Annotated in this window: 12 protein-coding genes; 5 read left to right on the top strand and 7 right to left on the bottom strand. The window is 70.9% G+C overall.

What is annotated here, in order from left to right; genetic code table 11:
* Nucleotides 1-74: 74 nt before the first annotated feature.
* Both Dsi01nite_RS21845 and Dsi01nite_RS21850 read right to left on the bottom strand, forming a co-directional pair.
* Complete coding sequence (locus Dsi01nite_RS21845; protein WP_203848077.1) at nucleotides 75-845, bottom strand: isoprenyl transferase; 771 nt, start codon at nucleotides 843-845, stop codon at nucleotides 75-77.
* A gap of 118 nt (nucleotides 846-963) precedes the next feature.
* A complete protein-coding gene (locus tag Dsi01nite_RS21850; protein ID WP_203848172.1) occupies nucleotides 964-2,790 on the bottom strand; it encodes a phosphoenolpyruvate carboxykinase (GTP) in 1,827 nt (608 codons plus the stop codon).
* 315 nt (nucleotides 2,791-3,105) lie between these two features.
* Between Dsi01nite_RS21850 and Dsi01nite_RS21855 the strand changes: the two genes are divergently transcribed.
* On the top strand, nucleotides 3,106-3,600 hold the full coding sequence (locus Dsi01nite_RS21855; RefSeq protein ID WP_203848078.1) for a GtrA family protein: 495 nt from the start codon (nucleotides 3,106-3,108) through the stop codon (nucleotides 3,598-3,600).
* Between the two features lie 122 nt (nucleotides 3,601-3,722).
* Nucleotides 3,723-4,334: a GtrA family protein gene (locus Dsi01nite_RS21860; protein ID WP_203848079.1), complete on the top strand. Its 612-nt coding sequence runs from the start codon at nucleotides 3,723-3,725 to the stop codon at nucleotides 4,332-4,334.
* 54 nt (nucleotides 4,335-4,388) lie between these two features.
* Here Dsi01nite_RS21860 and Dsi01nite_RS21865 read toward each other — a convergent pair whose 3' ends face one another.
* Both Dsi01nite_RS21865 and Dsi01nite_RS21870 read right to left on the bottom strand, forming a co-directional pair.
* Nucleotides 4,389-4,937 (bottom strand): PH domain-containing protein, encoded by a 549-nt coding sequence (locus tag Dsi01nite_RS21865; protein WP_203848080.1) that lies wholly within the window; start codon nucleotides 4,935-4,937, stop codon nucleotides 4,389-4,391.
* A 65-nt stretch (nucleotides 4,938-5,002) separates the two neighbouring features.
* Nucleotides 5,003-5,902, bottom strand: coding sequence for a biotin--[acetyl-CoA-carboxylase] ligase (locus Dsi01nite_RS21870; RefSeq protein ID WP_203848081.1), 900 nt, complete (start codon nucleotides 5,900-5,902; stop codon nucleotides 5,003-5,005).
* Here Dsi01nite_RS21870 and Dsi01nite_RS21875 point away from each other — a divergent pair.
* Nucleotides 5,886-7,481 (top strand): acyl-CoA carboxylase subunit beta, encoded by a 1,596-nt coding sequence (locus Dsi01nite_RS21875; protein WP_203848082.1) that lies wholly within the window; start codon nucleotides 5,886-5,888, stop codon nucleotides 7,479-7,481. The genes Dsi01nite_RS21870 and Dsi01nite_RS21875 overlap by 17 nt on opposite strands.
* A gap of 6 nt (nucleotides 7,482-7,487) precedes the next feature.
* Here the strand turns inward: Dsi01nite_RS21875 and Dsi01nite_RS21880 are convergent, their stop codons facing one another.
* The gene (locus Dsi01nite_RS21880) at nucleotides 7,488-9,401 is read right to left on the bottom strand and encodes a serine/threonine-protein kinase (RefSeq protein ID WP_203848083.1); all 1,914 of its coding nucleotides are present in this window, start codon (nucleotides 9,399-9,401) and stop codon (nucleotides 7,488-7,490) included.
* A 65-nt stretch (nucleotides 9,402-9,466) separates the two neighbouring features.
* Nucleotides 9,467-11,677 carry a prealbumin-like fold domain-containing protein gene (locus Dsi01nite_RS21885; protein WP_203848084.1) on the bottom strand — a complete coding sequence of 737 codons (2,211 nt, stop codon included), beginning with the start codon at nucleotides 11,675-11,677 and terminating at the stop codon, nucleotides 9,467-9,469.
* Between the two features lie 42 nt (nucleotides 11,678-11,719).
* Here Dsi01nite_RS21885 and Dsi01nite_RS21890 point away from each other — a divergent pair, with 42 nt between their 5' ends.
* Complete coding sequence (locus Dsi01nite_RS21890) at nucleotides 11,720-11,944, top strand: acyl-CoA carboxylase subunit epsilon (protein ID WP_203848173.1); 225 nt, start codon at nucleotides 11,720-11,722, stop codon at nucleotides 11,942-11,944.
* A 160-nt stretch (nucleotides 11,945-12,104) separates the two neighbouring features.
* On the opposite strand, the gene mscL is transcribed toward Dsi01nite_RS21890, so the two are convergent.
* Nucleotides 12,105-12,650 (bottom strand): large conductance mechanosensitive channel protein MscL, encoded by a 546-nt coding sequence (mscL, locus tag Dsi01nite_RS21895; protein ID WP_203848085.1) that lies wholly within the window; start codon nucleotides 12,648-12,650, stop codon nucleotides 12,105-12,107.
* A 27-nt stretch (nucleotides 12,651-12,677) separates the two neighbouring features.
* Between mscL and Dsi01nite_RS21900 the strand changes: the two genes are divergently transcribed.
* Entirely contained in the window at nucleotides 12,678-13,304 is a 627-nt protein-coding gene (locus Dsi01nite_RS21900; protein ID WP_203848086.1) for a Maf family protein, read from the top strand.
* Nucleotides 13,305-13,376: the final 72 nt, after the last annotated feature.

The raw sequence follows: 13,376 nt of genomic DNA on the forward strand, positions 1-13,376 counted from the left end.
CCCCCGCCGCCGCGCCTCCGGCGCGGCAGCATTACAGCAACCCCCGCCGCCGCGCCTCCGGCGCGGCAGCTAGCTCAAGTGCCGTAGCGGCGTTGGCGGTTGGCGTAGGAGCGCAGCGCGCGCAGGAAGTCGACGCGGCGGAAGCTGGGCCAGTGCACGTCGCAGAAGTAGAACTCCGAGTGGGCGCTCTGCCACAGCAGGAAGCCCGACAGGCGCTGCTCGCCGCTGGTCCTGATCACCAGGTCGGGGTCGGGCAGGCCGCGGGTGTACAGGTGGTCGGAGATGTGGTCGACATCGAGGATCTCGGCGAGCTCCTCGATGGACGTGCCCGCCTTCGCGTGCTCGTGCAGCAGGGAGCGGACCGCGTCGGCGATCTCGCGGCGCCCGCCGTAGCCGACGGCGAGGCTGACCTGGGCGCCGCCGGTGCGGTTGACGGTGCGCTCCTCGGCCGCCTTCAGGGACTGGGCGCTGGCGGTCGGGAGCAGGTCCAGGGCGCCGACCATGCGCAGCTGCCAGGGGTTGCCCTCGGCGGCGAGCTCGGCGGCGAGGTTCTCGATGATCTGCAGCAGCGGGTCGAGCTCGGCGGACGGCCGGGACAGGTTGTCGGTCGACAGCAGCCACAGCGTGACGTGCGAGACGGTCGCCCCGTCGCACCAGCGCAGCAGCTCCTTGATCCGCTCGGCGCCGACGCGATGGCCGTCGTTGGGGTCGACGTAGCCCATCTCGCGCGCCCAGCGTCGGTTGCCGTCGACGATCACCCCGACGTGCCGCGGCTGAGGTTTGCCGTGCAGCCGTCGGGCGAGACGCTTCTCGTACAACGAATACACCACGTCACGCAGGCCCACGGTCGAGAAGAGTAGCGACCTACCGGGCAAAGCGACACCGTCAGGCGTGCACCGGACAGTGCTGAACGGCGGGTGGGAGGGCGGCCGATCTCCTGACTGACCGGCCGCCGACCAGGGGCTATGCGGCGTCGAGGCGAGCCTTCAGACCGTCGAGTTCGGCCCAGAGCACGCTCGGCAGTTTGTCACCGAACCGCTCGAACCACTCGACCACCTGGGGGATCTCGGCGCGCCATTCGTCGGCGTCCACCCGCAGCGCCAGGGCCAGGTCCTCGGCCGTCAGGTCCAGGCCCTCGACGTCGAGCGAGCCGGGTGCCGGCACCCGGCCGATCGGGGTCTCCACGGCTGCCGCGGTGCCTTCGATGCGCTCGACGACCCACTTCAGCACGCGGGCGTTCTCGCCGAAGCCGGGCCACAGAAAGCGGCCGTCGTCGCCGCGGCGGAACCAGTTGACGTAGAAGATCTGCGGCAACTTGCCGGGATCCCCCGCGTAACCCTTCCCCATCCCGATCCAGTGGGCGAAGTAATCGCCGGCGTTGTAGCCGATGAACGGCAGCATGGCCATCGGGTCGCGGCGGACCACGCCGACCTTGCCGGCCGCCGCGGCGGTGGTCTCGCTGGACAGGGTCGCGCCGAGGTAGACGCCGTGCGTCCAGTCGCGCGCCTCCGTGACCAGCGGGATCGTGGTCTTGCGCCGGCCGCCGAAGAGGATCGCGTCGATCGGCACGCCGCGGGGATCGGCGTACTCGTCGGCGAGGATCGGGCACTGCTCGATCGGGGTGCAGAACCGGGAGTTCGGGTGCGAGGAAGGCTCGTCCGACGAAGGGGTCCAGTCCCGGCCCTTCCAGTCGGTGAGGTGCGCGGGCGGCTCGCCCATGCCCTCCCACCAGATGTCGCCGTCGTCGGTCATCGCCACGTTGGTGAAGAGCGAGTTGCCCTTGGCGAGGGTCCGCATCGCGTTGGGGTTGGTCTTCCAGTCGGTGCCAGGTGCCACGCCGAACAGGCCGAACTCGGGGTTGACCGCGTACAGCCGGCCGTCGTCGCCGAACCGCATCCAGGCGATGTCGTCGCCGAGCGTCTCGACCTTCCAGCCGGGGATGGTCGGCTCCAGCATCGCCAGGTTGGTCTTGCCGCAGGCGCTGGGGAACGCCGCCGCGACGTATTTCACCTGGCCGCTCGGGCCGGTCAGCTTCAGGATCAGCATGTGCTCGGCGAGCCAGCCCTCGTCGCGGCCCATGACGCTGGCGATGCGCAGCGAGAAGCACTTCTTGCCCAGCAGGGAGTTGCCGCCGTAGCCGGAGCCGTAGCTCCAGATCTCGCGGCTGTCGGGGAAGTGGGAGATGTACTTGGTGTCACTGCACGGCCACGCGACGTCGTCCTGCCCGGGCGCGAGCGGTGCGCCCACCGAGTGCAGGCAGGGCACGAAGGTCGCGTCGGCGCCCATCCGGTCGAGCACGTCGGCGCCCATCCGGGTCATGATCCGCATGGAGGCGACCACGTACGGCGAGTCGGTCAGCTCGACGCCGAACATCGGCTGCTCGGCGGTCAGCGGGCCCATGCAGAACGGCACGACGTACATGGTGCGGCCGCGCATCGAGCCGTCGTACAGCTCCGTCATCACCCGCTTCATCTCCGCGGGGGCCATCCAGTTGTTCGTCGGGCCGGCGTCGGCCTCGTCGGCGGAGCAGATGAACGTGCGCTCCTCGACCCGGGCCACGTCCGACGGGTCGGTGCGGGCCCAGAACGAGTTGGGCTTCTGCCGCAGTCGCACGAGCACCTGTTTGTCGACCAGCTCGTCGGTGATGCGGCGCCACTCCCCCTCGGAACCGTCGCACCACACGACGCGGTCGGGTCTGGTGAGCTCGGCGACCTCGCGAACCCACGCGAGGAGCTTGGGGTGGGCGGTGGGTGCCTGGTCGAGGCCGGGGACGGTGACCGGTGCGGACATGTTCGAGATCTCCTCGTGGTCGGCGTTGACCTGGGCGTACAAACCCTGACAAAAGCAACGCAATGCAAATGCCAAAGCACGGCGCGCGATGCTGCGAGCGGCCGTGGAAACGTTCGACTGATTTCCCTCAGCGTAAACCGGCCACACTGGCCGGGCAGTGTGAGAGCTTGTGAAAACCTGCACAAGGGACGAAGAATCTCGCACCCGTTCGCAGAATCACGCGTGAACTTTTCGTCAACCGCGCACCAATGCGCAAAGTGTTCGGTCTGGGGCACGTGGGCCCGCTGAGGTCACCGGTGCCGTACCCTCTGCGACGTGACGGAACTGCAGTCGGTAGCGGCCGGGCCGGGCCCGGGCGGCCTGCGCGGGCTGTTCGCCCGCTTCGAGCACCTCGTGCGCGAACTGGGCAAGTTCGGCACGGTGGGGATCGTGTCGTTCGTGGTCGACGTGACCATCTTCAACGTGCTGCTCTTCAGCGGGACGCCGACGCTGATCGCGAAGACGATCTCCACGGTGGTCGCCGCGACGGTCGCGTTCATCGGCAACCGGTTCTGGACCTGGCGGGACCGGGAGCGGACCAACCTGCGGCGCGAGTACAGCCTGTACTTCCTGTTCAACCTCGTCGGGCTGGCCATCGGCCTGGCCTGCCTCGGGGCGAGCCACTACGGGCTCGGCTCGGTGTGGCCGTTCTTCCAGGGCAAGATCGCCGACAACATCGCGGCCAACGTGGTCGGCTTGGTGCTCGGCACACTGTTCCGCTTCTGGTCATACCGGAACATTGTTTTCCGCAAGGCCGCCGAACCGGCCTGATCCGCTTTAAACTCGGCAGCAGGTAACGACCTGGTTGCGCAGTGGTCAAGATGCGGGTGAGCTGGCCCGCAGTCTGCGGTGTATCCGGGGCGATGGTTGGTGACCTACCGTAAGGTTGCACGGTGCGCCTTGCCAGCAACCTCCGCGACCGGTTCGTCCCCGAGCGGCATCGTTCGCTCGTCACCGAACTGTTCAAGTTCCTGTCGGTCGGCGGCATCAACACGGTCATCGACTTCGCGGTGCTCAACCTGCTGCTGTCGATCGGCCCGCTCAAGGCGAAGATCGTCGCCGCAGTGGTCGCGACGACCGCGTCCTACTTCCTCAACCGGCAGTGGACCTACCGGGCCAGCGACCGCAGGAGCATGCGGCGCGAATACACGATGTTCTTCGCCCTCAACGGCATCGGCCTGCTGATCCAGGGCGCGGTCCTCGCCGTGGCGAAGTACGGGCTGGGCTTCAGCGAGACCAACAGCGCCGACCGCCTCGCGTTCAACATCGCCAGCGCGCTCGGCATCGGCATCGCGATGGTGTTCCGCTTCTGGGCGTACCGGACGTTCGTCTTCCACGCCCCGGTCGTCTCGGACGACCCGCAGGTGATCGCGGACGCCGAACTGGAGGCCGAGGTCGAGGCCCTCGAGGTCGCGCTCACCGACGTCGCCGTCGCACCCGTGCCGCGGCACTCCCACGACGACGAGCTGATGGACGAGCTGGAGTCCCCCGCCGGCCACCGCTGAACGTCCGTGTTCCGGAAGGCCTGATGCACCAGGCCTTCCGGATGACGCGAAGCGTCAGGAGGTCGCGTCGTTCTTGATCTCGTCGACGAGCGCCTGACGGTCGTCGTCGCCGAAGGTGTGCTTCTGCCGGTCGGCGTCGACCAGCTCGTAGAGCATGCTCTGGGTCTTCTCCACCTGCGGGATGTCGGTGAGCTGGACCTGGCCCCGCTCGCCGGCCGACTCGATGGTCAGCGTGCCGCAGCCGAGCATCCGCTCGAACAGCGAGTGCGAGAACGACACGTCGTTGACCCGGCCCAGCGGGATGTCCCGGCCACTCCGCGAGAACACGCCGCTGCGCATGATCACCCGCTCGTTGGTGAAGACGTAGTGGGTGGTCTTCCACTTGATCCACGGCCACACGGTGACCACCAGCACGACCACCAGGCCGACGCCGGCCGCGATCAGCGTGCCGATCGTGCCCACGCCCGTGAACAGGGAAACGGCCGCGATCACGGCGGCGGTGAGGACGAACCACAGCACCGGCAGGAACAGTGCCTTCCAGTGGGGGTGCAGGTGCAGCACCACCTGCTCGTCCTTGGTCAGGACGCTTTCCGGGAACCCCACGCCAACCTCCTCGTTCATGAATGTCGAGGTGAGGCTAGACCCTTCGCGGCGCGCCCGACATTGGCCTACCCGGTCGTCTCGTGAGCCGGTCCTTGCGTCGGGTCTGTGGTCTGGTCGGTGCGCACGTGCACCACGTCGCCCGCCGCGACCGTGTGCACCTCGCCCGAAGGGTCCGTGACCTGCAGCCGGCCGTCGGGGTCGACGCCGGCGGCGATGCCGGTCAGGGTGCTGCCGCCGGGCAGTTCGACCCGGACCCGGCGCCCGATCGTCCCGCAGTGGAAGAGGTACGCCTCGCGAACGCCGGCGTCGTCACCGGCCTGCCACCGCCCGTACACCTCCTCGAAGCTGCGCAACAGGGCGCGCAGCAGCGGGTCACGATCGGCGCTGGTGGCACCCGCGAGCGCGAGTGACGTCGCGTCGGGGCGGGGCAGCTCATGTTCACGCAGCGTGGTGTTGAGCCCGATGCCGACCACGACGGCCCCGTCACCGACCCCCTCGGCGAGGATGCCGGCGGTCTTGCGGTCACCCTGCAGCAGCAGGTCGTTGGGCCACTTCAGGTAGGCGTCGAGGCGGGCCACCCGGCGCACCGCCTCCGCGAGGGCCACCCCGGCGAGCAGCGGCAACCAGCCCCAGCGGGCCACCGGCACCGCCGGGCGCAGCAGGATGCTCAGCGCCAGGCCGGCCCGGGGCGGCGACTGCCACTGCCGGCCCAGCCGGCCCCGGCCCGCGGTCTGCCGCTCGGCGACGATCACCAGGCCCTCGGCGGCGCCGGCCCGGGCGGCGGCGGCCACATCGGCGTTGGTCGAGCCGGTCTCCTCGACGACCCGCAGGTCCGTCCAGAATCCTCCCGGGACGACCAGCGCGCGCCTGAGCGCCGCGGCACGCAGCGGAGGGCGCTCGAGGTCGGTGTAAATGTTCACAGGTCGACCGTATCCCCGCGCGATTACGATGCCGAACGTGACCATTGAGCAGGTTGGTGTCGGCGCGGACATCCACACGACCGCCGGGAAGCTGGCCGATCTGGGCCGGCGCACCGACGAGGCGGTCCACGCGGGCTCGGCCCGGGCGGTGGAGAAACAGCACGCCAGGGGCAAGAAGACGGCCCGCGAGCGGATCGAACTGCTGCTGGACCCCGGCTCGTTCGTCGAGCTCGACGAGCTCGCCCGGCACCGGTCGACGAACTTCGGCATGGAGCAGTCCCGGCCGTACGGCGACGGGGTCGTCACCGGTTACGGCACCGTCGACGGGCGCCAGATCTGCGTGTTCGCGCAGGACTTCACGATCTTCGGCGGCAGCCTCGGCGAGGTCTTCGGCGAGAAGATCGTGAAGGTCATGGACCTGGCGATGAAGATCGGCTGCCCGGTCGTGGGGATCAACGACTCCGGCGGCGCCCGCATCCAGGAGGGCGTCGTCTCGCTCGGCCTGTACGGCGAGATCTTCTTCCGCAACGTCCGCGCGTCGGGCGTGATCCCGCAGATCTCACTGATCATGGGTCCGTGCGCCGGCGGCGCGGTCTACTCCCCCGCCGTCACCGACTTCACCGTGATGGTCGACCAGACCTCGCACATGTTCATCACCGGCCCCGACGTCATCAAGACGGTGACCGGCGAGGACGTCGAGTTCGAGGAGCTGGGCGGGGCGCGGACGCACAACACGAAGTCCGGCAACGCGCACTACCTCGCCTCCGACGAGGACGACGCGATCGAGTACGTCAAGGCGCTGCTGTCCTACCTGCCGTCCAACAACATGGACGACGTGCCGGTCGTGCCGCTGCCGGCATCGCTCGACCTCGAAGAGGACGACCTGGCGCTGGACACGGTCATCCCGGACTCGGCGAACCAGCCCTACGACATGCACACCGTCATCGAGTCGGTCGTCGAGGACTTCCTCGAGGTGCAGCCGCTGTTCGCGCAGAACATCCTGATCGGCTTCGGCCGGGTCGAGGGCCACCCGGTCGGTGTCGTGGCCAACCAGCCGATGCACTTCGCCGGCTGCCTGGACATCGACGCGTCGGAGAAGGCGGCGCGGTTCGTGCGGACCTGCGACGCGTTCAACATCCCGATCCTCACCTTCGTCGACGTGCCCGGCTTCCTGCCCGGCGCGAGCCAGGAGTGGGACGGCATCATCCGGCGCGGCGCGAAGCTCATCTACGCGTACGCCGAGGCCACCGTCCCGAAGGTCACCGTCATCACCCGCAAGGCCTACGGCGGCGCCTACGACGTCATGGGCTCCAAGCACCTCGGTGCCGACCTCAACTTCGCCTGGCCGACGGCGCAGATCGCGGTCATGGGGGCGCAGGGCGCGGTCAACATCCTGTACCGGCAGGAGCTGCGGGACGCGAAGGACCCGGCCGGGCTGCGAGCCGAGCTGATCCAGGAGTACGAGGACACCCTCGCCAACCCGTACGTGGCGGCGGAGCGCGGCTACATCGACGGGGTCATCCCGCCGTCGACCACGCGGGTGGAGATCGTGCGGGCGCTGCGGCTGCTGCGGACCAAGCGGGAGACGCTGCCCCCGAAGAAGCACGGCAACATCCCGCTCTAGGTGGGTTCAGGCGGTCACTCTGAACGACGCCTGGATGATGTTGTACTTGTTCACCGTCGCGAAGTCGTCCCACACCCCGTCCGGGGTCTGCCAGTAGATGGCGTGGCCCCGGCCGGGGTTGACCCGGCAGCCGAGGTTGGAGATGTGCAGCCGCCCGCTCGGCGCCGTGAACCGCCACTGCCAGTCGGCGCAGGCCCAGCCGTCCCGGAAGGTGAACGGCTGGATGTGGACCTGCTCGTAGTTGGGGTACATGCCGTCCTTGAGCCGCGACGCCTCCTGGTCCTTCCAGTCGGCGACCGGGTCTCCCTTCGGCGGGTTGAACGACGTGTCGATCGCCATCTCCCACCGCCCGTCGAGCGGGTCGGTGAAGGAGATCATCGACGGGTAGCTGGCCTTCTTGACCGAGCGCTGCCAGCCGTTGGGCACCGCGACCGCCCAGCCGTACTTGTCGTCGGTCTCCCAGTGGAAGCCCGGGGGCAGGTCCATCACGGTCGCCCCGACGCTGCCGCGCACGACCGGCGACACGCTGGGGGTGGGGCTCACCGAACCGGGCCCGGGGGTCTCCGGGGTCACGGCCGGCCCGGCCGGCAGGTTGGTGGTCTGCGCGCCCGGCGGCAGGGTCCGCTGCGGGTCGTCGTCGCCGGAGTCGGCGATCAGGACGATGGCCCCGACGAACAGGGCCAGCACGATGAGGACGCCCGCGATCCAGCGGGCGCGGTGCCGGCCGCGCGGGACGGTGTCGAAGGCGCCGCTGTCGTCGCTGGCGCTCACCACCTCCGGCCGCACGCCTTGCGCGTTTCGCGCATACAGGCCGGCGCCGACGGGTGGCGGCACCGCCGCGCTGCCCCGCGCCTTGCCCGGGAAGTCGATCGGTGCGGGTGACGGGCCCTGGTGCGTGGTCGCGGCCTCGGACGGCGCCGGGCTGGCCTGCTCCAGGCCCGCGGGCGGCGAGCTGACCGGCGCCTCGGGCCGCGACGCCGACCCGCCGAGCGGGTGCGACGAGCCGCGGGAGGAACCGCTGGAGGAGCTGCGCAACCCGGTCGGATGTCCTTCGCGTGACCGGCGCGGCCGGGGCAGGGTCCAGGTCCAGGCCCGGCCCTCGCCGGACGCGGCGCGCTGCAGCAGCCGCTCGGTCTCCGCGACGCCCGCCCGGGCCCGGGGGTCCTTGCGCAGCAGCGCGTTGAGGACCGGCTTGAGCACGCCCGCGCGGGTCGCCGGGTCGGGGTCCTCGGTGGCCAGGGCGGTCAGGGTCGCATAGGTGGTGGAGCGCGCATACGGGGAGCGGCCCTCGACGGCGGCGTAGAGCGTGGCGCCCAGCGACCACAGGTCGGACTCCGGGCCCGAGATGCCCTCCCGGGCCCGCTCCGGCGAGATGTACTGCGGCGACCCGAGGATCAGGCCGGGGCGGGTCACCGCGCCGTCGCCGCCCTCGAAGACGGCGAGGCCGAAGTCGGTGAGCACCACCCGTCCGGTGTCGGCGAGCAGCACGTTGCCGGGCTTGACGTCGCGGTGCAGCACCCCGGCGGCGTGCGCGGCCTTCAACGCGTTGAGCACGGCGAGACCGATCTGCGCGGCCCGTTCGGGCGGCACCGGACCGTCGTCGGTGATCACCTGATGCAGCGAGCGCGACGGCACGTACTCCATCACGATCCACGGTGCCTGCTCCGACTGCACGACGTCGTAGATCCGCACCACGTTGGCGTCGTTGAGCCGGGCCGCGGCGCGGGCCTCACGCAGAGTGCGCAGCCGCAGCTCCTCGCGCTCCTCGGGGGTCAGCCCCTCGGGCGGGATGACCTCCTTGATCGCGACGTCGCGGCGCAGCATCTCGTCCCGCGCGAGCCATACCCGGCCCATGCCGCCGGCGCCGAGCGACTCGATCAGTCGGTAGCGCTCGGCGATCAGGGATCTGGACTGCATCATCACCGCAGACGCTACCCAACGAGCGCCCGTTCCAGACAGCCCGGATCCTGCTCAGATCACTCTTTTCAGTCGGTGCGGGACCGCAGGACCATGATCAATAGGATGACGAGCCCGATACCGACCAGTCCGGCACCGATCAGGGCCACCGGCAGGATGCGGAACGTGTCCAGCACCTTCTGCTGGGTCGGTGCCGCATCGTCGGCGGTGTACGTCACCGTCACGGTCACGGTGTAGAGGTCGACGTCCTTGCCGGCGTCCTCACCGATGGCGACGGTGCCCGGGATCGACAGCGGCGCGTTGCCGGGCGCGGGGTCCAGCGTCGCGCCGATGCTCACCGTCGCGCCGCCCGCCACGGGGGTGGCCGGGCGCTGCACCGTGCACTTCGTGGGGTCGAGGAAGCCCAGCGGCGTGGGCAGCGTCGCCTCGCTGTTGTCGTCCGCCGGGAGCACGACCCGGCCGGTCGAGCCGTCGGTGCACTCCAGGTCGAGCACGACGGGGCCGTCGCGGCCGCTGGTGCTGCCCGCGAACCGGACCGTGACCTGCAGCTGGTGCGCCTCCTCGAACAGGTAGCTCGCGGTGCACTTCGCGGCCGGCTCGGCGGCGGTGAGCGGCACGACGTCCGCGCCGACGTTGGGCAGCTCCTGCGACTCGCCCGGGTCGCAGGCGAAGGAGCTCAGGCGCCAGCTGCCGTCGACGGTGGCGAGCGGCGGCAGCGGCGTGACCAGGTATTCGCCCAGCGGCAGCGCGCCGGGCACGCCCTGGGCGAGGGCGGCGTCGCCGAGCGCGGTGGTGGTCGCGACGCCGGACCAGCCGGGCGTGCCCTGGGCGAGCGGCGCGATCACGAACGACGCCGCCCCGATGCCGCCGACGGTCACCGACCGCAGCTGGATCGTGCCGCCCTTGCGGGTGACCCGCAGCGTGCAATCGGTGGGGGTGCCGGCGGCGACCAGGACCGTGACGGACAGCCCCTCGGGCTTGAGCTCGGTCCCCGCGCAGCTGGCCCCGGCGAGGGCCCACGCGGCGGCCTCGCCGGCGGGGGCGGTGAGCGTCACCGGATACGCGCCCGGCAGCAGGGTCGACAGGTCGGCACCGGTCGCGACGACCGCGGACCCGTCGCCGCCGGGCGCGGCCTGCAGCAGCCGTGGCGGGTCGGCGCCGCCGCCCGAGGCCACCGACACGTTGAACGCCCCGCCGGGCGCGTCGCCGAACAGCCGCAGCGTCAACCCGGCCGGCGCGACCGGCGGGGTGTAGGTGAACGTGCAGGTGACGACCTCCCCGGCGGCGAGGGTCACGGTGGCGGTGCCGGTCGGCACGTCGGTCGCGGTGAGGCTGCGCCCGGCGCCGCTCTTCGCGCAGGTCAGGTCGGTGAGCGTCCAGCCGGCCGGGGTCCGCGAGACGACCGTGCCGGGCGACCCGCCGGAGCTGCGCACCAGGGTCGCGTCGGTGGTGGTGTCGGCGTAGATCCGCTTGTCGGCGGTGTAGCTCGCGGAGGCGTCGAAGGCGAAGCGCTGCGGGTAGCCGACCGGGGTCGCGGTGCGGGCCTTGACCACGAGCGTGCCCGGGGCCTGCGCGGACCTCACGTAGTACGCGAAGCAGAACACGTGCCGCGCCCCGGCCGGGAAGCCGAGCCACTGCACGTTGCCGCCGGAGTGCCCGTCGGCCGCGCAGCGCAGGGCGCCGAACCCGTAGCCGGGCCGCGGGCCGGCCAGCAGCGGGTCGCCGGGGGTGCCGCCCTGCACCCAGAGCTGCCGGTGCGTGGACGCGCCGGCCTGCTCCGGCGTCAGCTGCAGGGTCACCGCACCGTCGATGAGCTTGTCGGTCTTGTGCCCGGTCGCGTCCAGCAGCGGCACCTGGGCGACGGTCTCACCGGAGTCCACGGCGGGCGTGGTCACCGTCGACAGCGGGCCCTTCTTCTCCTGGCCGGCGCCCAGTGAAAAATGCCATCCGGGCAGGGCGGTGCAGCCGCCGCCGTTGGCCGCCTCGACCGCCGGGTCGACCGCCTGGCCGTCCTTGTACGCGTTGCCCCGGCCGGGCGCCGACGCCGCTTCGAGGTGGTCGTCGCGGACCCGGTTGGCCATCACGTCGGCGTAGGAGTCGCAGGACCGCGCCACGAACGTGACCTGGTATCGGAGCGAGGCGGAGATCGACGCCGGTTGCTCGCCTTCCCGGGCGTGCGCGGGCACCGCGGGCAGCAGCACACCGAGGAGCACGCCGACCACGAGCATCGATGCGGCCCGGAGTGGGACGTTCGTCAATGCGTCCCCCAACCTCGCCATCGACTCCCGTTCCGTTTGAGTATGCGCCGCCGATGCATGCGTATGCTCGCAAGACGGCAACGTTTCGCACACTTTCAGGGGGTCACGGTGGCCGAGGAACCGCTGATCAAGGTCGTTCGGGGGACGCCGACGGCGGAAGAGGTCGCGGCGATCGTGGGCGTGTTGTTCAGCCGCCCGGCCGTTACCGCGGCGCCGGCGCAGGCGCCGGTCCCGGTGTCGCGCTGGCGCCAGAGTGCCCGTCCGGGCGCTCCTCGTCGCTGGCTGTAGACTTCCGGTAACGCGTTCGGAGATCGATTAGGATCGGTTTGCTAGCGTCGTGAAGAAGGCCGCGCGACGTCGGTTCGCCGATGCCGTGCAAAGGGTTTCGCGAGCCCCACAAGGGGTTTCGGTGCTGCTCCCAGCCGGTCGTCCGGTGAGCGCGCGGAGGTCACGGCGCCTCGTCCTGGCGGGGCGGCGGTCCGGGTGCGGGGTGCCGGCGGCGTGGGATCGCGATCGGTGGCAGGGCCGGCAGGGTCGGCCAGCGGCGGGCCTCGCGCTCGTCCTGCAGGAACTCCGCCTGGGCGAGCGTCGGCAGGTCCTCGACCAGTTGCTGGCCGCACGACCGGCACAGCAGCGCGGCGGTCGGGACCCGGTCGTAGCAGAACGGGCACTGCCGCGTGTCCAGGGACCGGCCGCGCTCCACGCCGATCCAGGTCATGAACTTGATGATCACGAAGAGGGCGACGGCCAGCAGCAGGAACTGCAGCAGGTCGTTGAGGAACTGGCCGTACTTGATCGGCGTGCGGTGCACCGTCACCGTCAGCTGCTGGAAGTCGGGCTCCCCGACGACCGAGGCGACCGCCTGCAGGAACAGGTTGGTGACGAACGACTGGACCAGCGTGGCGAACGCCGAGCCGATGATGAAGCCCAGGGCCAGGTCCAGGACCGTGCCGCCGATCGCGATCGCCTTGAACTCGGCCCAGAGCTTCCGCATGGCCGCGATGGTACTAACGTCCGTCCCGTGAAGACGTTCATCCTCGCCTCGGCCAGCCCCGCCCGCCGCAACTTGCTGCGATCCGCCGGCATCGATCACCAGGTCATCGTCAGCGGCGTCGACGAAGCCGCGGCGGAGGCCGAGTTCGATCCGTCCGGCGGCGGCACGCTCGCCACGGTCCTCGCCGAGCTCAAGGCCCAGGCGGTCGCGGCGGCGCTGGAGCCGTCGCTGCGGGGGGCGCTCGTGCTCGGCTGCGACTCGATGTTGTCCTTCGAGGGCGCGGCGCTCGGCAAGCCCGTCGACGCCGCCGACGCGGTGGCCCGCTGGAAGGCGATGCGGGGTCGCTCCGGCGTGCTGCAGACCGGGCACTGCCTGATCGACACGGCGACCGGCAACAACACGTCGAAGACCGTCGAGACGGTCGTGCACTTCGCCGAGCCCAGCGACGAGGAGGTCGACGCCTACGTGGCGACCGGTGAGCCGCTGCACGTGGCCGGCGCGTTCACCATCGACGGGCTCGGCGGCGTGTTCATCGACCGCATCGAGGGCGACCACGGCAACGTCGTCGGGTTGTCGCTGCCGACGCTGCGGGTGCTGATGGCGATCCTCGGGGTCCGGCTGACCGACTACTGGTCGGGCCGGATCGAACCATGACGGCCCCCCCGGCCGAGCCGGATCGAAACCACGACGGGCCACCGGCCGAAACGGACCGAAACCACGACGGGC

The sequence above is a fragment of the Dactylosporangium siamense genome, assembly GCF_016862795.1.
Taxonomy (GTDB): Bacteria; Actinomycetota; Actinomycetes; order Mycobacteriales; family Micromonosporaceae; genus Dactylosporangium; species Dactylosporangium siamense.